The organism is Streptomyces sp. NPDC041200, from assembly GCF_055591805.1.
Map to the genome: position 1 here is coordinate 1,035,423 of NZ_JBVIZF010000001.1, position 22,074 is coordinate 1,057,496.

The window sequence follows — 22,074 nt, forward strand, 5'->3', positions numbered from 1 at the left end:
CGTCGATCGGCCCCGGCCCTTGCGTGTACGGTTCGAGAAGCCCGAACCTCGAAGGCCCCACGGGTGGCTTGACCCGGACCGCATGTATGTAGGGACGTTGTCCTTTGATCTGCTCCTCGGCGACGTACGGTCGTTGAAGGAGAAGCGCTCCGTCGTCCGCCCGATCGTCGCCGAGCTGCACCGCAAGTACGCGGTGAGCGTGGCGGAGGTCGGCGACCAGGACCTCTACCGCAGGGCCGAGATCGGCCTCGCGGTGGTCTCCGGGGACACGGGCCACCTGGCGGAAGTCCTCGACCGCTGCGAGCGGCTGGTCGCGGCGCGGCCGGAGGTGGAGCTGCTGTCGGTACGACGGCGGCTCCACGGTGGTGACGACGAGTGAGGGCCGGGGACCGGTGGCCGGTCGATGCCCGTCCCCGGCCATCGATGGCTGAAGCGAAGAACTGAAGCGAAGTACTGAAGCGAAGAAGAGAGAAGAAGACGCATGACCGACACCGCGCGGGCACGCAAGCTGGCGGACCGCATCCGGGTCGTGGTCGCGGAGACGCTGCAGCGGCGGATCAAGGACCCGCGGCTCGGCTATGTGACCATCACCGACACCCGGATCACCGGTGATCTGCGGGAGGCGACCGTCTTCTACACGGTCTACGGCGACGACGAGGAGCGCGCGGCCTCGGCCGCCGCCCTGGAGAGCGCCAAGGGCGTGCTGCGGTCGGAGGTCGGACGGCAGACCGGGGTGCGGTTCACCCCGACCCTGACGTTCGTCCCGGACGCGCTGCCGGACAACGCCCGTACGATCGACGACCTGCTCGCCAAGGCCAAGGCGGCCGACGCGGAGGTCCGGGAGGCGTCCTCGGGCGCCACGTACGCCGGTGAAGCCGATCCGTACCGCAAGCCGGAAGAGGCGGACGACGCGGACGAGGCAGACCAGGCGGACGACGACGCGCCGGGCTCGGACGGCAAGGGCAAGGGCGCCGCGGACGCATGACACGCAAGGGCAGGGCCGGTTCCGGTGCGCCGGACGGCCTGGTGATCGTCGACAAACCGGCCGGGTTCACCTCGCACGACGTCGTCGCGAAGATGCGCCGATTCGCCGGTACGCGCCGGGTCGGGCACGCCGGGACGCTGGACCCGATGGCCACGGGCGTGCTCGTGATCGGCGTCGAGAAGGCGACCCGGCTGCTCGGCCATCTGGCGCTGACCGAGAAGGAGTACACGGCCACGATCCGGCTCGGCCAGACCACGGTCACCGACGACGCCGAGGGGGAGATCACCTCCTCGGACGGGGCCGCCGGGACCGCGCTGGACGCCGTGCGGACCGGGATCGGCGAGCTGACCGGGGACATCCAGCAGGTGCCGTCCAAGGTCAGCGCCATCAAGATCGACGGCAAGCGGTCCTACACCCGGGCCCGGGAGGGCGAGGAGTTCGAGATCCCGGCCCGGCCGGTCACCGTCTCGTCCTTCCTTCTCCACGAGGGCCGCGAGGCGAAGGCCGAGGACGGCACCCCGGTGCTCGACCTCGACGTCACGGTCGTGTGCTCCTCGGGTACGTACATCCGCGCCCTGGCCCGCGACCTCGGTGCCGGGCTCGGCACCGGCGGCCATCTGACGGCGCTGCGCCGCACCCGGGTCGGCCCGTACGGGCTGGAGGCCGCGCGGACGCTGGAGCAGCTGGAGGAGTCCCTCCAGATCATGCCCATCGCCGAGGCCGCGGCCGCCGCCTTCCCCCGCTGGGACGTCGACGAGCACCAGGCCCGGCTGCTGGGCAACGGCGTACGGATCGACATGCCGCTCCGCGAGGGCGGCGCGGCGGGCCCGGTGGCGGTCTTCGGGCCGGACGGTCGGTTCCTGGCGCTGGTGGAGGAGTCGAAGGGCCGGGCCAAGAGCCTCGCCGTCTTCGTATGAGGGTTCCGCGGGTCCCCCGCCGACCGGCCTCCGGTGCACGGTGGGGACCGGCGGCATGGCAGTCTTAGATCTGCGAAAGCGATAAGTCGGCAGTCAAAGGTTCGGGCGAGGAGCGGGCATAGTGCAGCGCTGGCGTGGCTTGGAGGACATCCCCGAGGACTGGGGGCGCAGCGTCGTCACGATCGGTTCCTACGACGGAGTGCACCGCGGGCATCAGCTGATCATCGGCCGCGCGGTGGCCCGCGCGCGGGAGCTGGGCGTACCGGCGGTCGTGGTCACCTTCGACCCGCACCCCAGTGAGGTCGTGCGGCCCGGCAGCCATCCGCCGCTGCTGGCCCCGCACCAGCGGCGTGCGGAGCTGATGGCGAAGCTGGGCGTGGACGCGGTGCTGATCCTTCCGTTCACCCAGGAGTTCTCGCGGCTCACCCCCGCGGACTTCGTGGTGAAGGTGCTGGTCGACAAGCTCCACGCGCGCGTCGTGGTGGAGGGCCCCAACTTCCGGTTCGGCCACCGCGCCGCCGGGAACGTGGACTCGCTGCGCGAGCTGGGCACCACCTATGACTACGAGGTCGAGGTGATCGACCTGTACGAGCGCGGCGCGGCGGGCGGCGGCGAGCCGTTCTCGTCCACCCTGGTGCGCAGGCTGGTCGCCGAGGGGGACGTCACGGGCGCCATGGAGGTCCTGGGGCGGCCGCACCGCGTCGAGGGCGTCGTCGTCCGTGGCGCCCAGCGCGGTCGTGAACTGGGCTTCCCGACGGCCAACCTGGAGACGCTGCCGCACACCGCGATCCCGGCCGACGGGGTCTACGCGGGCTGGCTGACGGCCGAGGGCGAGGCGATGCCCGCGGCCATCTCGGTCGGCACCAACCCGCAGTTCGACGGGACCGAGCGCACCGTGGAGGCGTACGCCATCGACCGGGTCGGTCTGGATCTGTACGGGCTCCATGTCGAGGTGGACTTCCTCGCCTTCCTGCGCGGTCAGGAGAAGTTCGACTCGATCGAGGCGCTGCTGGAGCGGATGGCGGCCGATGTGAAGCGGGCGAGCGAGCTGGTGGAGGAGTACGACAGCCACCGCTGACGCGCCGCCCCCTCGCACACAGACGTACACAGGCGATCGCCCCGCCGGACCGGATGAACCATCGGTCCGACGGGGCGATCGCCTTTCGCGCGGCTACTGCTGGGGCGGCGGGGGCGGCGGCTGGTGCTGCCACGGCTGCCCCTGCTGCGGGGGCGGAGGCGGCTGCTGCTGGCCCTGCTGCGGACCGGGCGGGGGCCCCTGCTGCCAGGGCTGGCCGGGCTGGGGCTGCTGCTGGGCCTGCTGCGGCGGGTGCCAGCCCTGCTGCGGTCCGGGCTGACCGGGCTGACCGGGCTGGCCCGGCTGGGGGTAGCCCGGCTGCTGCGGCGGCTGTCCGTGCTGCGGATAGCCGTACCCGTACGGCGGCGGCTGCTGGCCCTGCTGCGGCTGCTGAGGCGCGTACGCGCCCGGGTAGGGCTGCTGGCCCTGCCCGGGCAGCGGCGGGGCCGTCTGCGGCGGCTGGACGCCTTCCCCGGCCGTCCACAGCCCCTGCGCCTGCTGCGCGCGCGAGAAGTCCTCGGCGACCATGGCGGAGAGGTTGAAGTACGCCTCCCGGGTCTTCGGGCGCATCATCTCGAGGTCCACCTCGGCGCCCGCCGACAGGTGCTCGTCGAACGGCACGACGACCACCCCGCGGCAGCGGGTCTCGAAGTGCGACACGATGTCCTCGACCTTGATCATCTTGCCGGTCTCGCGGACTCCCGAGATGACCGTGATGGAACGCTGGACGAGGTCGGCGTAGCCGTGCGCGGACAGCCAGTCGAGCGTGGTGCTGGCGCTGCTCGCACCGTCCACGGAGGGCGTGGAGATGATGATCAGCTGGTCGGCGAGGTCGAGCACCCCGCGCATCGCGCTGTAGAGCAGACCGGTGCCCGAGTCGGTGAGGATGATCGGGTACTGCTGGCCCAGGATGTCGATGACGCGGCGGTAGTCGTCGTCGTTGAAGGTCGTCGAGACCGCCGGGTCCACGTCGTTGGCGAGGATCTCCAGCCCGGAGGACGCCTGCGAGGTGAACCGCCGGATGTCCATGTAGCTGTTGAGGTACGGGATCGCGGTGACCAGGTCGCGGATGGTCGCGCCGGTCTCGCGCCGCACCCGGCGGCCGAGCGTGCCCGCGTCGGGGTTGGCGTCGATCGCGATGACCTTGTCCTGGCGCTCGGTGGCCAGGGTCGAGCCGAGCGCGGTGGTCGTCGTGGTCTTGCCGACGCCGCCCTTGAGGCTGATCACCGCGATGCGGTAGCACGAGAGCACCGGCGTACGGATCAGCTCCAGCTTGCGCTGCCGCTCGGCCTCTTCCTTCTTGCCGCCGAGCTTGAACCGCGAACCGGCGGTGTTGTTCTTCTTGGGCTTCTGCTTCCCGCGGATGAGCCGGTCCGAGGACAGCTCGACCGCCGCGGTGTACCCGAGCGGGGCGCCCGCGTTGCCTTGTCCGGCGCTCGGGCGCTGCTGCCGCTGGTCGGGTCCGGCGACGGGCCAGCCGCTGGCACGGGGGTCGGCCGGGGCGGCGGCGTCGGGACGCGGGTAGCCGTAGCCGTCCTGCGGCTGCTGGGGCTGCTGGGGCTGGTGCTGCTGGGGATACGGCTGCTGCTGGGGCGGCTGGTGCTGCTGTGGCTGCGGGGCGGGCGGCGGGTACGGCCCCTGGCCCTGCTGGGGGCCGGGGTACGGCTGCCCCGCGTCGGGACGCGGATAGCCGTATCCGTCCGGCGTGGGCGCCGGGGGCTGCCCGGCCTGCGGCTGCGCGGGGTGGGGCGCGGGCGCGTCGGGGCGCGGGTAGCCGTACCCGTCCGGGCCGGGGGCCGGGGCCTGCCCGGCCTGCGGATAGCCGTACTGCGGAGCCTGGGGGGCCTGCGGAGCCGGGGGAGGAGCCTGGGGCCCCTGCGGAGCCTGCGGGTTCTGCGGCGTGCTCTGCGGCCCTTGCGGGCCCGGCGCGGCGGGACCGGGAACGCCGGGACCCTGCGCGGCGGGACCGCCCTGGGGATAACCACCCTGCGGGGTGGCCGGGTTCGGCGCCGCGGGGTGCGGCTGCGGCCCCGGCGCACCGGCGGCCGGACCGGGGGCGGGCTGACCCTGCGGACCCGTCGCCTGCGGCGGCGGTGCCCAGGGCCCGGCCTGCGGCGGCAGCGGACCACCGGCCGCGCCGGGCCCGCTCGTACGCTGCTCGGGGACCGGCGCCGGACCGCCGCCCGTACCGCCCGACTCCGGCGCGGCGGGCTGGAAGTCCGGCGGCAGCGGCGGCAGCCCGGACCGCGGAGCGGCGGGCGGCGCCCAGCTGTTGCCGGTCTCCGGCGGCGCCGGGGAGTCGGCGGCCGCGTCCTGCGACTCGGCCTCGGCGCTCGCCGCCTGGGCGCGCTCCTCGGCCTCCCGGCGCAGCGACGCGGCGGAGAAGCGCATGGTGCCCTCGCTGCGCACGTCGCCGCCGCTTGCTTCGGCATTGTCGTCCGGCCCGGCGGCGGCGCCGGATTCCGTCTCGGCGGACTGCTTCCGGTCGGCGATCTCGCGCCGCATCGAGGCGGTGGAGAACCGCACCGTGGAGCTGCTCACCACGGCACCGTCGCCCTCGTCGGCGGCACTGCGGGCATCGGCGGCGGCATCGGGGGCGGTATTGGCGGTGGCGGCGACCGGCGGCGGCGCGGCGGGCGCCAGCGCGTAGTCGTCGTCCTCGTCCTCGCCCGCGTCGGGAAGGTCGGCCGCGTGTTGCTCGACCCGCTCGGCATCCGGCTCACCGTCAGCCGGGGCCGGAGCGGCCGGAGGTACGGCGAAGCCGGACGAAGAAGGTGTTCCGTCAGGCTCGCCATCCCGTGGCCTGGCCTCCGCCTCCGCGTCGCCCGCGTCCTCGGCGGTCCTGTCCGGCGCGGCCTGGTGCACGGAGGCATCAGCAGGCGCGGGCTCGGCGGAAGGCGCCGCGGGCGGAGGCGTCCACGCCCCCTGGAAGCCGTTCGGCTCCGGCGGCCCGGGCACGGCCACCGGGTTGCCGACCGGCGGTGGCGGCGGCGGAGGCGTCGCCGTCCCGGCCCCCGTGTCCGCCCCGGTCCCCGCGGCGGGCGCCGACGGCGAAGCGTTCTGCGTGTACCAGGCAGGTGGCGTGTAGTCGATGGTGAACTCGCCCGTGTGCTCGGTCTCGGCGTCGGACCGATCATCGCCGGGTGTGGTTCCGCCCGTGCGGATCTCGTCCCGATCGCTGCTCACAATGCCTCCTGGTGTGGTCGAACACCCTTGAAATTCATGGCGAGGCCGATCTGTTGCCGATCGCTACTGTCGTCCGACCGTTCGGCTTTCCCCTTTTGTGGCGCCGGGGACACCTGATCAGGTTCATCACCGTGCGCACACCAAGCCTAATCACGAGAAGCACCCGGGCGGCAGGCCCGTCCCGGCGCTGGCACGCGTCCGATAGGTCACGCGTCTTCGCCGTACCGAGAGATGATCAGTACGGAAACACCTCGAATCGCCCCAAGCGGGGACTAGTCCACCCGGCGCGGAGATCCGAGCAGTCCCGTCTCGGCGTCAGTCGCCTGCAGCGTCACGGCCTGCCGGGCCTCACGGGTGCACCACAGGGTGACCCAGTCGGGGAGGGTTGACAGCGCCGCGACATCGGGGCGGGGGAGCGTCATGATCCTGCCGATCTCCTCCGCCTCGTCGGGCGAGACCCGCTGGATCCCGACCAGCCCCGCGTGTTCCAGGAGCCGGGGCGCGACCGGGCTCAGATACGGCAGCAGGGTCAGCACCGACTGCCACGGCAGGGCGGAGACCCGGCCGCGCGGCGGGCGCATGCCGCAGTCCCGGATGACCAGCACCGGGCTGCCCACCGAGGGCCCCTGGGGCGGCACCCGGCCCACGTCGAACACGGTCATGCACTGCTGCCCGCCGCCCGCGACCTGCACCAGGTTGGCCCACAGATGCGGCCGTCCGGTCTCGATGGCGACCCGGGCGCCGGTGGCCGCCGCCCGGAAGGCCAGCACCTGCGCGGTCCACAGCCCACCGACGAGCACCACGTCGAACGGCTCGGGCCGGTTGAAGCCGAGCACGGCGGGCTGGTTCTGGCCGTCCACGCCGATGATGACGCCGTCGTCACCGACCGGCAGGGCGAGCGCGTCGAGCTGGTCCGCGGTGAGCGACTGGCGTCCGCGGCGGGGCCCGATGAGCCCGAAGCCGGGGCGCGTCCTGCGCGGTGCGCCCGGCGCGGCGGGCGCGTCGGGGGAAGGGGTGGTCGGGGTGGAAGTGGCCATGGCCATCAGCGAGTACCTCCCAGCGGAAGCGTGGCGAGCACGCCGGGCAACTGCTCGCGATCGAGACGTACGAGCCCGACCCGCACCCCACGCGCGGCGCGCTCCAGCGCCTTGCGGGCGGTGACCAGATCGGTGTCATTGCGGCCGGTGACGCGGATGTGTCCATTGACCGTCGAGGTGTTCCGGCCGCCCTCGCCCTGGGTGAGCGTCAGGCTGAAGGTGCTCGCGAGGGCGGGCATGGAGGTCAGCAGCGCCACCAGCTGGGGCAGCGGGGTGGCTCCCGTGCCCACCTGCGGCCACCGGCCCACCCAGTACGTGGTGTGCCAGCGGTCGTCACAGCGCCAGGCGCGCGAGGTCTCCGCGGTCCGGCGCGCGGGTGTGTTCGCGCGCCCCGCCTGGGTCGTGGCGTTCGGGTTGACGCACGCCGAGGTGGCGATGGCCGTCGCCAATTCGCCCTCGGCCAGCGCCCTGGCGGTGAAACCGGCCCCGGTGAGGCGGCTGGCCAGCTGGTCGACCGAGCGCAGCAGACAGCGCTGGGCGCCCTCCAGGCCGCCGCCGCGCGCCTCGATGGCCTCCGGGCACAGCTCCGGATGGAGCTTGAGCGCCACCCAGGTCAGCCGGACGGCGGGCGCCCCGGCCTGCTCCTGGAGCGGGGCGTAACTGCGCGCCGCGGCCGCCTGCTCCGGCAGATGCGGCGCGGGCGCGGGCTGTGCGTGCTGGACGACCTGGACGGACTCCAGCCGGATGCCGTCCACCTCCAGCGCGTCGTGCAGCAGCGCCAGCGGAAGCGGCCGCTTGTCCCGCATCGGCCGCAACGGGGTGTCGTGCGACTGGACCTGGAGGATCGCCGTGAGGAACGTGCCGTCGCCGATCATGCCGATCTCGCGCCGGTCCCGGGAGAGGTACGCGTACGTCCGCAGCGCGGGATCGCATTCGACGGCGGGGGCGAGCGACGGGTCGACACCGGCCGGGACCGGCTCCTTGGCGAGCCGCTGGCGGGCCCGCAGCGCGCTGATGGAGACGAGCCAGTCGGTGAACGGCTGCTGCCTGCGGCGCAGTACCGCGATCAGCACGAGCACCAGGGCGATCACCCCGGCGGGTACGAGCAGCAGCGAGTCGACGGTCCAGGCGACGACGAGGACCGCGGCGGCCACCTCCACCAGCACGAGTTGGTGCAGCCGTACGGGGCCGAAGCTCCCAGTGGGTGAGGGCTGGCGCGGTGCGGCGGTGCGCGCGTGGGTGGCAGAGCTCATCAGGGAGGCCGCCCCTTGTCCTGGTCTCGTCCTGGTCGATTGTGTGATTACGGTATCGGAAAGGCCCCGCGAGGGTGGCGCGGGTATCAGTTGGGCCGAGCGGGTGAGTAATCTCCCCTGTGGCTAGCAAGCGCAAGCACGTGCGCAAGAACAACACGGGGAGAAGCGGGCTAAGACATGGCATCGCGGCGGGACGAGCTCAGCGCCTACACCTTTGCGAAGAAACGAATGGTTGCCTCGTTTGTGCAGCCATCGCCCACCGTCATGGACGACGGCGCCCCGCGTCCGGTGCGCGCCATTCTGCCCGGAGTCATCGTGGGGGCGCTGGTCCTGGCGGGGTTCGGGGCCTGGGGGATGATCAAGCCGACGGCGCCCCAGGGCTGGGACGACACCGCGGCCCACATCATCGTCGGCAACGAATCCACGTCGCGTTACGTGATTCTGTCGACGGGCGGAAAGAAGCAGCTGCACCCCGTCCTCAACCTGGCGTCCGCGAAACTCCTGCTCGAATCCGGCAAGTCGGGGATCGTCCGGGTGAAGGACTCGCAGCTCGACAACGGGGACATACCGCGGGGCCCGACGATCGGAATTCCGTACGCCCCGGACCGCATGCCGACAAAGGACGAGGCCGCCAAGCAGAAGCGCTGGGTGGTCTGCGAGCAGCCCGGCGGCGGCCAGGACAAGTCCACCCAGAAGGCGCTCTTCCTCTTCGCCGACCGCGAGGCGTCGAAGGTCCAGGGCGCGCAGCGGCTGCGCGGCAGCCAGGCGATGTACGTCGAGGGGAGCAAGGGCCGCTACCTGGTGGACCCGTCCGGCAGGAAGTACCTCCTGGGCGGTCCGAAGGGCGAGCAGAGCATGTCCGCGCCCCAGTACGACCTGCTGCTGCGGACCCTGTTCAAGCAGGGCGCCAAGCCGCAGAAGGTGACGGACGACTGGCTGGACACGCTGAAGGACGGCGCGCCCGTGGAGTTCCCCACCGTGCCGGGACAGCCGGGCGCCTCGGCCGGGGTCGACTCCCTGCCGGACGACGCCAACCGCGTGGGGACCGTGCTGCAGGCCCAGACGGGCGGCGGCATCCAGCACTACGTCGTGCTGCAGGGCAAGGTGCAGCCGGTCTCCGGCTTCGTCGCCAACCTGCTGCTCAACAGCGAGCAGCTGTCCAGCCTCAACCAGCTCGGCAAGCCGATGAAGGTCAACGCGCAGGACTTCGTGTCCGACTCCGAGAACTTCGCCGATGACACCGTCTGGCCCTCCGTGGCCCCGCGCCAGGTCAACTCCGCGGAAGGGGCCGCCGGTTCCGCGGCCAGGGACACCGTCTGCAACGTCCTCACCAAGGTCGGCGGCAACGGCACGCCCACGCTGGAGACCTGGGCGGGCACGGACTACCCCGCGCCCGTCGTGGACGGTGGCTCCAGCGCGTACGTCACCCCCGGCACCGGCCTGCTCTACCGGCAGTACCAGGGGCGGGCGACGAACACCGGTCAGACCTTCCTCGTCACCGACACCGGTCTGCGCTACCAGGTGCAGTCCAACAGCGACAGCAGCGCGGGCAAGTCCAAGATCGGCGGCGGCTCCGCCGACGGGCAGAAGGCCGTGCCCGGCGGGCAGGGCGCGGCCAACGAGGCGCAGACCCGGCTGGGTTACCCCGACGCGAAGCCGGTGCCGGTGCCGCAGAACTGGTCGCAGTTCCTTCCGATCGGGCCCCGGCTCGACCTCAACAGCGCCCGACAGCCGCAGGGTTCGTGACCATGGGAAACCGACACATGAGGCGAGCGGCCGCGCTGTCGTCCGCGACCGTACTGGCGTGCCTCACCGGGGCGACGGGCGCGGTGGAGCCCGTCGCCGCCGCGGCCACGTCCATCGACGGCAACGGCCAGTGCACGTTCCCGATGAAGAAGCAGATCAAGGGAACGCCCTGGTCGCTGCAGCGGTTGGTGCTGGACCGGCTGTGGGAGGACACCAAGGGCAAGGAGAAAAACGGTGACCCGGTCAAGGTCGCCGTCATCGACACCGGCGTGGACAACACCAACGTCCAGCTGAAGACGGCGGTCGACGCGTCGAGCGGCGCGAACTACCTGGCCGTGCCGAAGGACGTCACCGGCGCCGACCGCAAGCGGGCGCAGAGCCCCACATTCGACGAGGTCGGGCACGGCACCAAGGTCGCGGGCATCATCGCGGCGCGGCCCCGCCTGGGCACCGGTTTCGTCGGCCTGGCCCCGGACGCGAAGATCATCCCGCTCAAGCAGAACAACGCCGAGGGCAAGGGCACGCCGGAGATGATGGCGCGGGCCATCCGCAAGGCGGTGGACGAGGGCGCGGGCGTCATCAACATCTCCCAGGACACCAAGGGCGCCCGTACGCACCAGGACTTGGAGCTGGCCATCGCCGAGGCGATCAAGAGGAACGTGGTCGTGGTCGCCTCCGCCGGGAACGACGGCGCGGACGGCAAGTCGAAGCGCACCTACCCGGCCTCCTACCCGGGAGTCCTCGCCGTCGCCGCCTCCGACCGCAACAACGAACGCGCGTACTTCTCGCAGAGCGGCGACTTCGTCGGGGTCGCGGCGCCGGGCGTGGAAATGGTCTCCACCGTGCCCAAGGGCGGCCAGTGCGTCGACAACGGCACGAGCTTCGCCGCCCCGTACGTGGCCGGTGTCGCGGCCCTCGTCCGGGCCAAGCACCCGGACTGGACGCAGCAGGAGGTCGTCGCCCAGATCGAGCAGACCGCCGAGCGCGGCGTCAACGGACGTGACCGCTACGTCGGCTGGGGCGTGATCGACCCGGTCAAGGCCCTCACGGACGACGACCAGAAGATCCAGCGGCCCACCGTCGACAACAGCTCCGCCAAGAACATCCCGAAACCCGAGCCGGGCAAGCTCATCCTGGGCGAGACCCCGCACGAGCGCAGCGTGCGCCTGGCCACCTACGCGCTGGGCGCGGGCGTGGTCGTGGTGGCCATCACGGCGGGCGGCGCGATCGTCCTCCGCGATTGGCGGCGCCGACGCGGAACGTGAGCCCCACGTTCCCCATCCGTTCCACTCGTTCCATCCCTGTAACAACCCGGCGGCCGATGGTCATGTGCACGGGGACGGTGGCTAGAGTGGTGCCTTGACAACTTCGATCCGATGTACACGGGGGAGTGATCGATGAGACGCCCCGGTGCATCCGATTCATGGGGGAAGGTGTGCCATGTCGGAAAAGCTCCGCGTAGAAGGCCATGATTTCAAGACCCTCGAGAGCGCCATCGATTGGATGGAGGGTCAGCTGACTCAGCGAGTCGGCAAGCTCAACGGTGTGATCGACGAGATCGAGGGGCACTGGAAGGGCATCGCGGCCGGCGCTTACAACAACCTCCAGACGGAGGTCAACAACGACGTCCGCCGCGTCAACCAGCTGCTGAGCTTCACCAAGGAGCTGGTGAAGGCGAGCCGGGACGGCTTTGACGCCGAGGAGCAGGAGCAGCTCAGGAAGATCAACAGCGTCGGGGGCGGCGAAAGCGGCATCCTGGGCTCCTTCAACGCTTCTTGATCCTTCTTGACCTTTCCGCTTCGTATCAGGAGTTAGTGACTCATGGAAATCACCTACGAGGGCGTCGTCAACGCCTCGACCACGGTCAAGAGCGAGGCCGACCAGCTCAAGACCGACCTCGACACGATCATGAAGAAGTGCAAGACCGTCTCCGAGTCGTGGTCCGGTGAAGCGCAGCGGGCGTTCAACGAGCGTCAGCACGAGTGGAACCAGCGCGTCAACCACCTGCACACGACCCTCGTCGAAATCTCGAAGAGGCTGCTGGAGGCGACGGAGGGCTACAAGGCCAATGACCACCGTCAGGGCCAGCGCTTCGCGCAGGGGTAAGAGACCCGGCACACACACCGCGGTCGCGTCGTGGGTGCGGGACATTGTGGCCACGGCCACGTGTCCCGCACCTGCGACTGCCGCATTTCGGTACCCGGAGGAGGTGTTTCATGGCTGAGTCGGCACCGGACGGGGGGAGCTCTGCTAAGTCTCCTTCTTCGCCGAAACTCGACGCTCCCAGTGAGTCCTTGCAGGAGTTCAAGAAGCGCATCGACAGACTTCTGACAGAACTGGACAAGTCGACCGCCGCGCACGGCAAGTTGGGCGAACAAACGGTGAAGCCTACTGCCTACGGCACGTTCGACCAGGCGACGGCGATTGCCAATGCCTACGACAAGGTGCACGGGCGCCTGGCACTGCTCTCCCGCACCCTGGGCGAGCAGTTGGAGGCGCTGGGCATCACGGTCAACGCGGCCGACGGCGACTACCAGGAGATGGATCACGAGCAGGCGCAGCGTCTGAAGGCGATTCAGGCGCGCACCAGTAAGTACTACGAGCAGTATCAGGAGAAGCACGGCCACAAGGGCCACGAGAAGCCCGACAGCGGTGTCGAGACCGGCAGTGGCAAGAGCGCCGGCCCCGGCAGCATGTGATCGGGAGCGGGGGAGTAGGGCATGGGCGAGTCCACAAAGAAGACGGATGAACAGTGCCATGTCATCGACACCTTCGACGGTGCGTCCTGTGAGGAGATGCTCCTCATGATCGCCAACACGGATGAGCAAGAGATCATCCGTAAGGGCAACGCCCTGACGGGTGCGAAGGACGAGCTCGAGGCGATCGGCGACGAGCTCAAGAGGCGTGTGGGTCGAGTTACCTGGGACGGTGAGGGCGGCGATGCCTTCCGTGAGTGGGGCGACGACTTCGCCAAGCAGGCGCTGAAGCTCGCGAAATATGTCGGCGAAGTTGGCAGCGCGATGGAATCCTCGGGCCAGGCGCTGAGCGAGGTCAAGAAGGCGGTGCCGAAGCGTCCGGAGGGCATTGATGTGTGCTATGCGGACCAGGAGAAGGAAAAGGAGCGCCTCGAGAAGGTTGACGAGCTGAAGGAGCACCAGCCCGCCGTGCTCAAGCAAATGCTGAAGCTGGCGTCCTACTACCAGACGTCCGCAGGTGCGATGGACACCTTGCGGGAGAATGACGAGCCGGTCTTCAAGCCGCTGCCGGGTTCGGTGATGCCTCACGGCGTGGGCGATTGGGAGCAGGGATACGGTTCCTCCGGCGGCTCTGCGGGCACTGTCGCCTCGGGAGCGGGCGGGGCACCGAGTGCCCAGCATGCCGTCCAGGACTCGACGTTCTCCCCGGGGCATGCCAATGCTCCGGGAGGTGGAGGCCACGTCACCGTTCCGGACGCGACCCACACCAACATCGACGGTGTGAAGGAACTGCCCCGCACGGATCCCTCACCGGCGCCCACCGCACACGCACCCACGCCGACCGGGACGCAGGGGCCCGGCCGCGAGATCACGGGCCTGCCGGTCACTCCGCCCGTCTCCCCTTCTCCGGGGCCGGGCAGGTCCGGTCCGCCCGTGAGTCCGGTCGGGCGGACGGGCGGCCCCAGACTCGGAGGCGGTAAGGGGCTTGAGTCCATCAACGCCCGGCCTGCCGACCCCGCGCGCACCGGCAGGGACGTCGTCGGCGGTATGCCTCCCCGTCAGACACCGGCGAGCGGCGATGCCCGGACCGCCCGCGGCCCGGTCATCGGCGGCGAGCAGGCCCGCACCACCGGCGCCGGTCGCACAGGACTGCCGACGACCACCGGGCAGGGCGTCGTTGGCGGACGGCCCGTCACGGGCGTCCCGTCCCGCGGGTCGGGGTCCTCGTCCCGTCCGGGCAGGGTGGGGCGTTCCGCGAGCGAACTCAGGGTCAACGGGGAGTTCACCCAGGGAGGGAGCGGTCTCGTCCGAGGCGCCACCGGAGTGTCCGGTGTGCCGTCGACGAACGATCCGCGTCAGTCGAAGAAGCGAGACGGCGGAGAGACGCCCGACTTCCTGACCGAGGACGAGGAGACATGGACCGGCGGAGAGCGCCGGAATGTGCCTCCAGTGATCGAGTAAGACCCGCCAGCCACACAAGCCTCTGATGACGAGCACAGGACATACAGCACTATGGAAGAAACGCTCACTCAGGTTCGGAGCCGGGCATCGGCAGTCCTCGCGCTGCTTGCGTCCTTGCTCGTCATCATGGGGCTCGTGGCGCCCTCCGCGCTGGCGGAGAACATGCGGGAACGCCAGTGGTACCTGGACGCCATGCAGGCGGACAACATGTGGAAGGTCAGCTCCGGCAAAGGTGTGACCGTCGCTGTGCTCGACAGCGGGGTCAACGCCTCCACACCGGAACTTCGGGGGAGGGTTCTGCCGGGGAAAAACTTCGTCGAGCCCGGTAAGGACGCCCGTACCGACCTGGACGGACACGGCACGGCCATGGCGGCGCTCATCGCCGGAAACGGAGTCGGAGGTCAGGGCGTTAAGGGACTCGCCCCCGATTCACGCATTCTGCCGCTCACCGTGTTCGGCACCAGCAAGGAGGTTGCACGCAGCAGCGTTCCGGCCCTTATCAAGGCCATTCGTTACGCGGCCGACAGCGATGCACAGATCATCAACATGTCTCTCGCCTTCCAGGACTACTCGCTCGACAAGAACGAGCCACAGGAGCTCCAGAAGGCGGTCGATTACGCGATCGGGCGCGGCAAGCTGCTGCTGGCGGGGTCAGGGAACGACGGAGACACTTCGAACGACCTCACCTATCCAGCGGGCAGCGACGGCGTGGCCGGTGTCGGCGCTGTCGACAAGAGCTCGACGCATGTGAAATTCTCGAATTTTGGCTCTCAAGTAGCGCTGGCTGCCCCGGGCCAGGACATCCCGATCAATTGCATCGAGAAGTCCGGGTACTGCCGTAGCGGGGGCACCAGTCAAGCGACCGGCATCGCCTCCGGCGCCGCCGCCCTCATCTGGGCCAAGCACCCCAAGTGGACTGGAAACCAGGTGCTCCGGGTCATGATGGAAACCGCGGGCAAGCCCGAGGGCAAGCTTCCCAGCCGCTACCTCGGCTACGGCACGGTCCGCCCGCGCTACAACGTCCTGGAGAACAAGGGCGATCCGGGTCCGGCCGACGTCAATCCCCTCGTGGCCGCCAAGAAGCCCGATTCCCCCGCCCCGTCCAAGAGCGAGGACGCCCCGTCCACCGCCCCGAAGGGCGGCGCCGAGGCCGATAACGCCGCCGAGGGCACCGAAGGCGGCGGCAGCAGCGCGATGCCCTGGATCCTGGGTGCGGCCGGTGCCGTGGTCGTCGTCGGCGCTGGGGTTTTCGTCATCCTCCGCCGCCGTGGCGCTCAGCGATTCTGACTGTTCCTCAAAAAAGTCAGCATCGTGCTGAATTCGTCACGGGAGAGTTCCCTGAACCGTAGGCGTGCTAGCGTGCACGACACGTTTGAGCCACGCGCGCTACAAACGCCTCGTAAACGGTCAGATAGGGGGAAGCGTGACTGACGAGATATTTCGAGGAATGCAGGAGTTCCAGCAATATGCGGCGAAACTCCAGCAGCTCATGACGGATATGCAGGATCAGGTTCCGCAGCACGCCACGGGCGAGGATGCCCAAGGCGCCGTCAGCGTGACGCTGGGGCCTGATCGGCTGCCCGAGTCCATAAGGGTCGCGTCCGACTGGCAGCGTCGGCAGCCTGCCGAGAACCTCGGCCCGGCCATCGTCGACGCGTACGGCTCCGCCATGAGCGAGCAGATGGACGGCTGGTCGCGCACTCTCGAGCAGTCGGGCTGGGAGGAGCGCGCCGCGGAACTCGACGGCATGCTCCAAGTCCCCGGCTCGGGAGCCGGGTCCGGGTCCGTCGCGCCTCCGGAGGCCCCCCGGCAGGACCGGGACCCGGTCCGTCCGAGGCCCATGGAGGACGTGGTCGAGGACACCCTCTCCGGGCTCGATGCCCTGGACCGGCTGGACGCGGACTCCTTCCGGGCCCCGGAGGTCACGGGAGAGGCGGCCGCCCGCCGGGTCGTCATCGGCCTCACCGCACACTCCCTGGTCTCCTGTGACGTGGATCCGCGGTGGGCCGCCCAGCAGTCGTCCATCCGGCTGAGCCAGGCGCTCAACGAGGCGCTGAGCCAGGCCCGGGCCAAGCTGGAGGACGTCCAGAGCCCCGGTGCGGCCCAGATCGCGGACCTGAACCCGCAGGGCCTCATGAACGAGTTCCTGGCCATGCTCAACGACCCGCAGCGGCTGCTCTGACGTGCTGCTCACTGGTTCGGAAAGGAACTGAGGCCCTATGGCAAAGGACCATCTCAAGGTCATCACGGATGCCATTCGCTCCGAGGCCGGCATGTGGGACAAGCAGGCCACGGCGATCGGCGAAGTCGGCACCACGATCAAGGGCATGCGGCCCAGCCGGCTCGAGTACGGCATGTACCAGATATTCGTCGGCGCCTATCAGGACGTCATCGACCACTTCTCGGCTCGTTGCGCCGAGGGGGAGAAGCGGATGACGGAAATCGCCGACGCTTTGGTCAAGAACGCGAAGGCGTACGACAACCACGAAGCCGACACCAAGAAGTCTGTGGAAGAAGCCTACTAGTACCAAACGGTGCTCGGGGAACGGGGAGAGCAATGGCATTCAGTCAATCGGCATTCGATGACCTCATCGAAAAGATCAACGAGAAGTTGAAGAAGGTCGGTGAGCTGCTGGACAAGATGGTCGACGGGGTCAACGGCTTCGCGGGGCACTGGTACGTTCCCGATGCTGTGGCGAAGCCGATCATCGCGGCCGCGAACAAGCTCGTCGAATTCGTCAACTGGATCCTCGAGAAGATCGGCGAATTCTTCAAGGGCGTCGTCGCCCCGGTGATGCTTTTCCTGGATTCCCTCGACTGGCAGGACAAGAAGATCCGCGGCAAGGCGAGCACCGCCTCCTCCACCACGGCGAAGGGCAACCTCCAGGCCCCGAAGGAGTGGAAGGGCGAAGGAGCCGACGCCTATACCGGGGCCATCTGGACCCAGTCCACCGCCGCCGGTCAGGTCAGCAGCGGCGCCGACTCGGTCGCCACCAGCCTCCTCGTCGCCGCCGGAGCGGGACTTGTCTTCTACGGGGCCATCGCCGCCTTCCTGGTGCAGTTCGTCCCCGCCATGATCGCCTGCTCGGCCGCCGGAGTGACCGGTGTCGGTCTGATCCCCGCCGCGATCGCCGCTATCGGGGAAGGCACCGCCGGATGGGTGCTTGTCACCACCGCCTCGGTCGCTCTGGTGACCGTGCTCGGCGACCAGGCGAAGACCCTCGCCGAGATGAAGGGCCAGGCCGGCGACAACAGCGCGTTCCCGAACGGCCACTGGCCGACCGGCACCGCCTGACCGGACCACTTTTGGAGTGAACCTGTGTACGGACCTCGTATCGCCGGAGTGAGCATCGCCGTACTGGCGTTGCTGTGGCTGCTGATGCCGGTCCTCACCGACTGGGCGGTCGTGCCTTCCAGGCCGGTGGGGGTGATCCTCTGCGTGCTGGTCGTGGTGTGCCCGGCGATCGGCGAGGTGTTCACGAAACGGCGGCAGCAGCGCAACCGCCGCTGACCACAACCGCACAGCGGTAGGGGCTCGTCGAATCATCGACGAGCCCCTACCGCTGTGTTGGCTTCCGCCAGCCTCCGTCAGCCTCCCGCTTCCGTCAGCCTTCCACCTCCGGCAGCCACGCCGTCTGGATCAGCGATGCCCCACCGCGCCGGGAGACGAACACGCCCCGTCCCGGCGGCAGCGGCCGCGCCTTGACCTGCCCCAGCAGCTCGCCCTCGCCGGGCGCGCCCGACAGCACGACGCCCTGCGCGCCCAGCTCCTTGAACCGCTGCATGAACGGCTCGTACGAGGAGCGCCCGGCGCCCGCCGTCGTCCGCGCGACGATGATGTTGACGCCCGCGTCCCGCGCGTAGGGAAGGTTGTCCACCAGCTCGGACATCGGGTTCCCGGACGACGTGGCGACCAGGTCGTAGTCGTCCACCACGATGAAGGCCCGCGGCCCCGACCACCAGCTGCGGTTGCGCAGCTGCTGCGGCGTGACGTCCGTCCCCGGGATGCGCTGGCTGATGAGGGTGTTCATGTCGGCGATGTACTTCTCGAACGCGTCCTGCGTCGTGCCGTAGCCGACCAGATGGGACTGCGGCGCGACCTCCAGCAGGCTGCGACGGTAGTCACCGACGACGATGAGTGCCTCTTCCGGGGTGTACCGCTCGGTGATCTGCTTGATGAGCAGGCGCAGCAGCGCCGTCTTCCCGGACTCCGTCTCGCCGTAGATGGCGAAGAAGGGGTCGCTGTCGAAGTCGACGAAGACCGGCGCGAGGTTGATCTCGTCGATGCCGAGCGCGACGCCCCGCTGCGGCTGCTCGTGCCCGCCCGGGATCTCCCGCACCGACAGCATCCGGGGCAGCATGCGCACCTGCGGCGCGTGCGGGCCCGGCCAGTTGTCGACCGACGCCTTGACGAACTCGGACGTCGCCTCCGACAGGTCGTCGGCATTGCCGGTGACGCCGTCGATGCGCGGCAGGCTGCTGAGGAAGTGCAGCTTGTCGGGGGTGAGACCGCGGCCGGGGTTGCCCACCGGCACGTTGGCGGCGACCTTGCGGTTCAGCTCGGAGTCCATCGGGTCGCCGAGCCGCAGCTCCAGCCGGGCGAGCAGCTGGTCCTTGAGCGCCGCTCGCATCTCCATGTAGCGGGTGACGGTGACGACCAGGTGCACACCGAGTCCGAGGCCGCGGGTGGCGATGTCGGCGACGACCGGTTCGAGCATCTCGTAGTCCGTCTTGAAGGACTGCCAGCCGTCGATGACCAGGAAGATGTCGCCCCAGGCCTCGCCCGGCAGCTGCCCGGCCGCGCGCATCTGCCGATAGGTGCCGATCGAGTCGATGCTGTTGTCCCGGAAGAACTCCTCGCGCCGGTTGAGTACGCCGGTCACCTCGGCGATCGTGCGGCGGATCTTCTCCGGGTCCAGTCGCGAGGCGACCCCGCCCACGTGCGGCAGCCCCTGCACCGCGACCATGCCGCCACCGCCGAAGTCCAGGCCGTAGATCTGCACCTCGTGCGGGGTGTGGGTGAGGGCGAAGGCACCGACCAGGGTGCGCAGCAGGTTTGACTTGCCGGAGCGTGGACCGCCGATGATCAGCATGTGGCCCTGGGCGCCCGAGAAGTCGTGGTAGAGGATCTCCCGGCGCTGCTCGAACGGCTTGTCGACCATGCCGAGCGGTACGCACAGACCGCCGCTGCGGGCGTAGCCGCTCGCGTGCAGCCCGCGTTCGGGGGAAACGGCCAGCTGCGGCACCAGCTGGTCCAGCGGAGACGCCTCGGTGAGCGGCGGCAGCCACACCTGGTGCGCCGCCGGGCCGCGTCCCTCCAGACCGCGCACGATGACGTCCAGCACCGTGTCCGCGAGCGCGTCGTCGGTGCGGTCGCCCTCCGGGACGTACGCGTAGTCCGGATCCGGCTCGGCGAACCGGACCGGCACCGGGGAGGCGGTGAACAGCACCGGCCGGCGGTCGGTCGGCAGCGGTCCGCTGCCCGCGATGGTCGTCGTCGTGGACCGGTAGACCCCGGACACGTACGCCGCCTTGAAGCGGACCATCTCCTCGGTGCCGAACTTGAGGTAGCCGGAACCGGGCACGGACGGCAGGTGGTACGCGTCCGGCACACCCAGGGCCGTACGGGACTCCGCCGCGGAGAACGTCCGCAGACCGATGCGGTACGAGAGATACGTGTCCAGACCGCGCAGCCGGCCCTCCTCCAGCCGCTGCGAGGCCAGCAGCAGGTGCACACCCAGGGACCGGCCGATGCGGCCGATCTGGATGAACATGTCGATGAAGTCGGGCTTGGCCGTCAGCAGCTCGCTGAACTCGTCGATGACCAGCACGAGGGAGGCCAGCGGCTCCAGCGGACTGCCGGCCGCGCGCGCCTTCTCGTAGTCGTGCATGTTGGCGTAGTTGCCCGCGGAGCGCAGCAGCTCCTGGCGGCGCTGCAGCTCACCGGTGATCGAGTCGCGCATGCGGTCGACCAGCGTCAGGTCGTCGGCGAGGTTGGTGATGACCGCCGCGACGTGCGGCAGCTCGGCCATGCCGGAGAAGGTCGCGCCGCCCTTGAAGTCGGCGAGCACGAAGTTGAGCGTCTCGGACGAATGCGTGACCGCCAGGCCCAGCACCAGCGTCCGCAGCAGCTCCGACTTACCGGAACCGGTGGCTCCGACGCACAGCCCGTGCGGGCCCATGCCCTCCTGAGCCGCCTCCTTCAGGTCGAGCATGACCGGGGCGCCGCTCTCGCCGACCCCGATCGGCACCCGGAGCCGCTCGGCCGTCGAGCGGGTCCGCCAGGTGACCGCGGTGTCGACGGCCGCCGCGTCGCCGAGCCCGAGCAGATCAGTGAACTCCAGGTTGGTCAGCAGCGGCTCGTCGTCCCCTCCGCCGCTGGACACCCGCATCGGGGAGAGCTGACGGCTCAGCGCCTCGGCCGCGGGCAGCGGCAGCGCGTCCGGCACGCCCTCGTACACCGCCGACGCCGACTCCACCTGCAGCAGACCCGGCCGCACGATCAGCGACAGCCCGCCGCGCAGCTCGTCCAGTTCGCCGCGGATGACCTCCAGCACCGTGACGCCCTGCAGCCCCTCCGGGGCGGCCAGCAGCGAGTCGGGCGGTACGAAGCCGCCGTCCAGGATGACCACCACATGCGGCTGGTCCAGCAGCGGCTGCCCTTCCCGGTTGAACCGCGAGCGGCCCTCCAGATGGCTTTTCAGCAGCTCCTCGACCTCGGCCAGGCTGTCGCCGAACAGCCGCTTGGTACCGGCTCCGTCCACCGTTCCCGGCGCCTGCGTATGCGGCAGCCACTTGACCCAGTCCCACTCCTCCGTGGTGTCCGGCGCGGCCACCACCGCGATCACCAGGTCCTCCGGTGAGTGCAGCGCGGCCAGGCTCGCCACCAGCGACCGCGCGGTGCCCAGCGTCGTCCCGGGCTCCCCGGAGACCGTCATGTGGTAGAAGGCGCGCAGGCTGACCGCCATCGGCATGCCCTCGAGCGTCCGGTGGGCCGCCAGGAACTGCTGCATGGCGCCCGCCGACAGCGGCTCCAGCTCCTCCACGGGAGCCGTTTCCGGCGCCACCAGCGGCGTCCACAGCTCCTGCGGGCCGAGCCCGATCCGCACCTGTACGAAGTCGTCGTCGGTGATGCGCCGCTCCCACAGCCGGCTGCCCTCGGCCACCAGTGACCACAGCTGCTCGGGGGAGGGGTGCAGATAGAACTGCGCGTCCCGCTGCTTGCGCGCGGTGCGCTGCACCTGGCGCCGTGTCTTGGTGAGGTACTTGAGGTAGTCGCGGCGGCCCTCGACGGCCTCGCCCTGCGCCCCCTTCCGGTACCGGATCAGCTGGGCGACGGCCATCGCGACCGTCGACAGCAGCATCATCACGCCCATGATCTTCATGAACGGTGCGGAATTCGGCATGAAGAAGAAGACCACCGACGAGCCCATGCCCAGCATCGGCAGCAATTGCATCGCCATGCCCTCCTGCTCGCCGCGAGGCAATTCAGGAGGGGATTCGAGCCGAAGCTCATCCGCGGACATCTCGGGCGGAGTCACCCGAGGTGGGCGTTTCACGATGATGTGGCTCATCGGCCTATCTATCCCCCGGTGCGGGCTGAACGATTGACGACCGGTCGAGGCCGGCACCCACGCTTCAGGGCGCGTCATGGCGGCGCCTGCCCGGCAATGTGCTGATCCTACGTGTACGGACGACAAACAGCGCCGGGTAGGGTG

Annotated in this window: 19 protein-coding genes; 15 read left to right on the top strand and 4 right to left on the bottom strand. The window is 70.1% G+C overall.

Translation table 11 applies throughout. The features are described 5' to 3' along the window. The first annotated feature begins 82 nt into the window (after positions 1-82). The 4 genes from ACZ6CL_RS04800 to ACZ6CL_RS04815 all read left to right on the top strand — a co-directional run bounded on the left by ACZ6CL_RS04800 (position 83) and on the right by ACZ6CL_RS04815 (position 2,980). The gene (locus ACZ6CL_RS04800) at positions 83-379 is read left to right on the top strand and encodes a DUF503 domain-containing protein (RefSeq protein WP_385439529.1); all 297 of its coding nucleotides are present in this window, start codon (positions 83-85) and stop codon (positions 377-379) included. A 102-nt stretch (positions 380-481) separates the two neighbouring features. Continuing rightward, positions 482-985 carry a 30S ribosome-binding factor RbfA gene (rbfA, locus tag ACZ6CL_RS04805; protein ID WP_468931077.1) on the top strand — a complete coding sequence of 168 codons (504 nt, stop codon included), beginning with the start codon at positions 482-484 and terminating at the stop codon, positions 983-985. Continuing rightward, positions 982-1,902: a tRNA pseudouridine(55) synthase TruB gene (gene truB, locus ACZ6CL_RS04810; protein WP_468931080.1), complete on the top strand. Its 921-nt coding sequence runs from the start codon at positions 982-984 to the stop codon at positions 1,900-1,902. Before rbfA ends, truB begins: the two co-directional genes overlap by 4 nt. Positions 1,903-2,023: 121 nt before the next feature. Continuing rightward, the gene (locus ACZ6CL_RS04815; protein WP_468931083.1) at positions 2,024-2,980 is read left to right on the top strand and encodes a bifunctional riboflavin kinase/FAD synthetase; all 957 of its coding nucleotides are present in this window, start codon (positions 2,024-2,026) and stop codon (positions 2,978-2,980) included. Between the two features lie 93 nt (positions 2,981-3,073). On the opposite strand, the gene ACZ6CL_RS04820 is transcribed toward ACZ6CL_RS04815, so the two are convergent. The 3 genes from ACZ6CL_RS04820 to eccE form a co-directional block, all read right to left on the bottom strand. Then, a complete protein-coding gene (locus ACZ6CL_RS04820) occupies positions 3,074-6,163 on the bottom strand; it encodes an SCO5717 family growth-regulating ATPase (RefSeq protein WP_468931086.1) in 3,090 nt (1,029 codons plus the stop codon). 272 nt (positions 6,164-6,435) lie between these two features. Then, positions 6,436-7,206, bottom strand: coding sequence for a hypothetical protein (locus ACZ6CL_RS04825; RefSeq protein ID WP_468931088.1), 771 nt, complete (start codon positions 7,204-7,206; stop codon positions 6,436-6,438). Continuing rightward, positions 7,206-8,453, bottom strand: a complete 1,248-nt coding sequence (eccE, locus tag ACZ6CL_RS04830) for a type VII secretion protein EccE (protein WP_468931091.1) — start codon at positions 8,451-8,453, stop codon at positions 7,206-7,208. The genes ACZ6CL_RS04825 and eccE overlap by 1 nt, the downstream gene beginning before the upstream one ends. Positions 8,454-8,630: 177 nt before the next feature. Between eccE and eccB the strand changes: the two genes are divergently transcribed. The 11 genes from eccB to ACZ6CL_RS04885 all read left to right on the top strand — a co-directional run bounded on the left by eccB (position 8,631) and on the right by ACZ6CL_RS04885 (position 17,867). Continuing rightward, on the top strand, positions 8,631-10,199 hold the full coding sequence (gene eccB, locus ACZ6CL_RS04835) for a type VII secretion protein EccB (protein ID WP_468931094.1): 1,569 nt from the start codon (positions 8,631-8,633) through the stop codon (positions 10,197-10,199). Between the two features lie 17 nt (positions 10,200-10,216). Continuing rightward, a complete protein-coding gene (gene mycP, locus ACZ6CL_RS04840; protein ID WP_468931096.1) occupies positions 10,217-11,464 on the top strand; it encodes a type VII secretion-associated serine protease mycosin in 1,248 nt (415 codons plus the stop codon). A 175-nt stretch (positions 11,465-11,639) separates the two neighbouring features. Next, a complete protein-coding gene (locus tag ACZ6CL_RS04845) occupies positions 11,640-11,978 on the top strand; it encodes a WXG100 family type VII secretion target (RefSeq protein ID WP_468931098.1) in 339 nt (112 codons plus the stop codon). 42 nt (positions 11,979-12,020) lie between these two features. Then, a complete protein-coding gene (locus ACZ6CL_RS04850; protein ID WP_468931101.1) occupies positions 12,021-12,305 on the top strand; it encodes a WXG100 family type VII secretion target in 285 nt (94 codons plus the stop codon). Between the two features lie 110 nt (positions 12,306-12,415). Next, the gene (locus ACZ6CL_RS04855; RefSeq protein WP_468931104.1) at positions 12,416-12,898 is read left to right on the top strand and encodes a hypothetical protein; all 483 of its coding nucleotides are present in this window, start codon (positions 12,416-12,418) and stop codon (positions 12,896-12,898) included. A 105-nt stretch (positions 12,899-13,003) separates the two neighbouring features. Next, positions 13,004-14,356 carry a WXG100 family type VII secretion target gene (locus tag ACZ6CL_RS04860; protein ID WP_468931107.1) on the top strand — a complete coding sequence of 451 codons (1,353 nt, stop codon included), beginning with the start codon at positions 13,004-13,006 and terminating at the stop codon, positions 14,354-14,356. A gap of 51 nt (positions 14,357-14,407) precedes the next feature. Further along, positions 14,408-15,643 (top strand): type VII secretion-associated serine protease mycosin, encoded by a 1,236-nt coding sequence (gene mycP / locus ACZ6CL_RS04865; protein ID WP_468931110.1) that lies wholly within the window; start codon positions 14,408-14,410, stop codon positions 15,641-15,643. Positions 15,644-15,779: 136 nt separating this feature from the next. Beyond that, positions 15,780-16,538, top strand: a complete 759-nt coding sequence (locus ACZ6CL_RS04870; protein WP_468931113.1) for a hypothetical protein — start codon at positions 15,780-15,782, stop codon at positions 16,536-16,538. A gap of 37 nt (positions 16,539-16,575) precedes the next feature. Continuing rightward, positions 16,576-16,881 (top strand): hypothetical protein, encoded by a 306-nt coding sequence (locus tag ACZ6CL_RS04875; RefSeq protein WP_468931115.1) that lies wholly within the window; start codon positions 16,576-16,578, stop codon positions 16,879-16,881. Positions 16,882-16,913: 32 nt separating this feature from the next. Further along, a complete protein-coding gene (locus ACZ6CL_RS04880) occupies positions 16,914-17,651 on the top strand; it encodes a hypothetical protein (RefSeq protein WP_468931117.1) in 738 nt (245 codons plus the stop codon). Between the two features lie 48 nt (positions 17,652-17,699). Next, complete coding sequence (locus ACZ6CL_RS04885) at positions 17,700-17,867, top strand: hypothetical protein (protein WP_468931120.1); 168 nt, start codon at positions 17,700-17,702, stop codon at positions 17,865-17,867. 94 nt (positions 17,868-17,961) lie between these two features. Here ACZ6CL_RS04885 and eccCa read toward each other — a convergent pair whose 3' ends face one another. Further along, complete coding sequence (eccCa, locus tag ACZ6CL_RS04890) at positions 17,962-21,930, bottom strand: type VII secretion protein EccCa (protein ID WP_468931121.1); 3,969 nt, start codon at positions 21,928-21,930, stop codon at positions 17,962-17,964. Positions 21,931-22,074 lie beyond the last annotated feature (144 nt).

What these genes read in the sequence shown, in the direction of transcription:
- ACZ6CL_RS04825 (WP_468931088.1), bottom strand. Translation starts at nt 7,206, where the DNA reads ATGGCCATGGCCACTTCCACCCCGACCACCCCTTCCCCCGACGCGCCC.
- truB (WP_468931080.1), top strand. Translation starts at nt 982, where the DNA reads ATGACACGCAAGGGCAGGGCCGGTTCCGGTGCGCCGGACGGCCTGGTG.
- ACZ6CL_RS04800 (WP_385439529.1), top strand. Translation starts at nt 83, where the DNA reads ATGTATGTAGGGACGTTGTCCTTTGATCTGCTCCTCGGCGACGTACGG.
- eccCa (WP_468931121.1), bottom strand. Translation starts at nt 21,930, where the DNA reads ATGAGCCACATCATCGTGAAACGCCCACCTCGGGTGACTCCGCCCGAG.
- rbfA (WP_468931077.1), top strand. Translation starts at nt 482, where the DNA reads ATGACCGACACCGCGCGGGCACGCAAGCTGGCGGACCGCATCCGGGTC.
- eccE (WP_468931091.1), bottom strand. Translation starts at nt 8,453, where the DNA reads ATGAGCTCTGCCACCCACGCGCGCACCGCCGCACCGCGCCAGCCCTCA.
- ACZ6CL_RS04860 (WP_468931107.1), top strand. Translation starts at nt 13,004, where the DNA reads ATGATCGCCAACACGGATGAGCAAGAGATCATCCGTAAGGGCAACGCC.
- ACZ6CL_RS04845 (WP_468931098.1), top strand. Translation starts at nt 11,640, where the DNA reads ATGTCGGAAAAGCTCCGCGTAGAAGGCCATGATTTCAAGACCCTCGAG.
- ACZ6CL_RS04880 (WP_468931117.1), top strand. Translation starts at nt 16,914, where the DNA reads ATGGCATTCAGTCAATCGGCATTCGATGACCTCATCGAAAAGATCAAC.
- ACZ6CL_RS04855 (WP_468931104.1), top strand. Translation starts at nt 12,416, where the DNA reads ATGGCTGAGTCGGCACCGGACGGGGGGAGCTCTGCTAAGTCTCCTTCT.
- ACZ6CL_RS04850 (WP_468931101.1), top strand. Translation starts at nt 12,021, where the DNA reads ATGGAAATCACCTACGAGGGCGTCGTCAACGCCTCGACCACGGTCAAG.
- ACZ6CL_RS04875 (WP_468931115.1), top strand. Translation starts at nt 16,576, where the DNA reads ATGGCAAAGGACCATCTCAAGGTCATCACGGATGCCATTCGCTCCGAG.
- eccB (WP_468931094.1), top strand. Translation starts at nt 8,631, where the DNA reads ATGGCATCGCGGCGGGACGAGCTCAGCGCCTACACCTTTGCGAAGAAA.
- mycP (WP_468931110.1), top strand. Translation starts at nt 14,408, where the DNA reads ATGGAAGAAACGCTCACTCAGGTTCGGAGCCGGGCATCGGCAGTCCTC.
- mycP (WP_468931096.1), top strand. Translation starts at nt 10,217, where the DNA reads ATGAGGCGAGCGGCCGCGCTGTCGTCCGCGACCGTACTGGCGTGCCTC.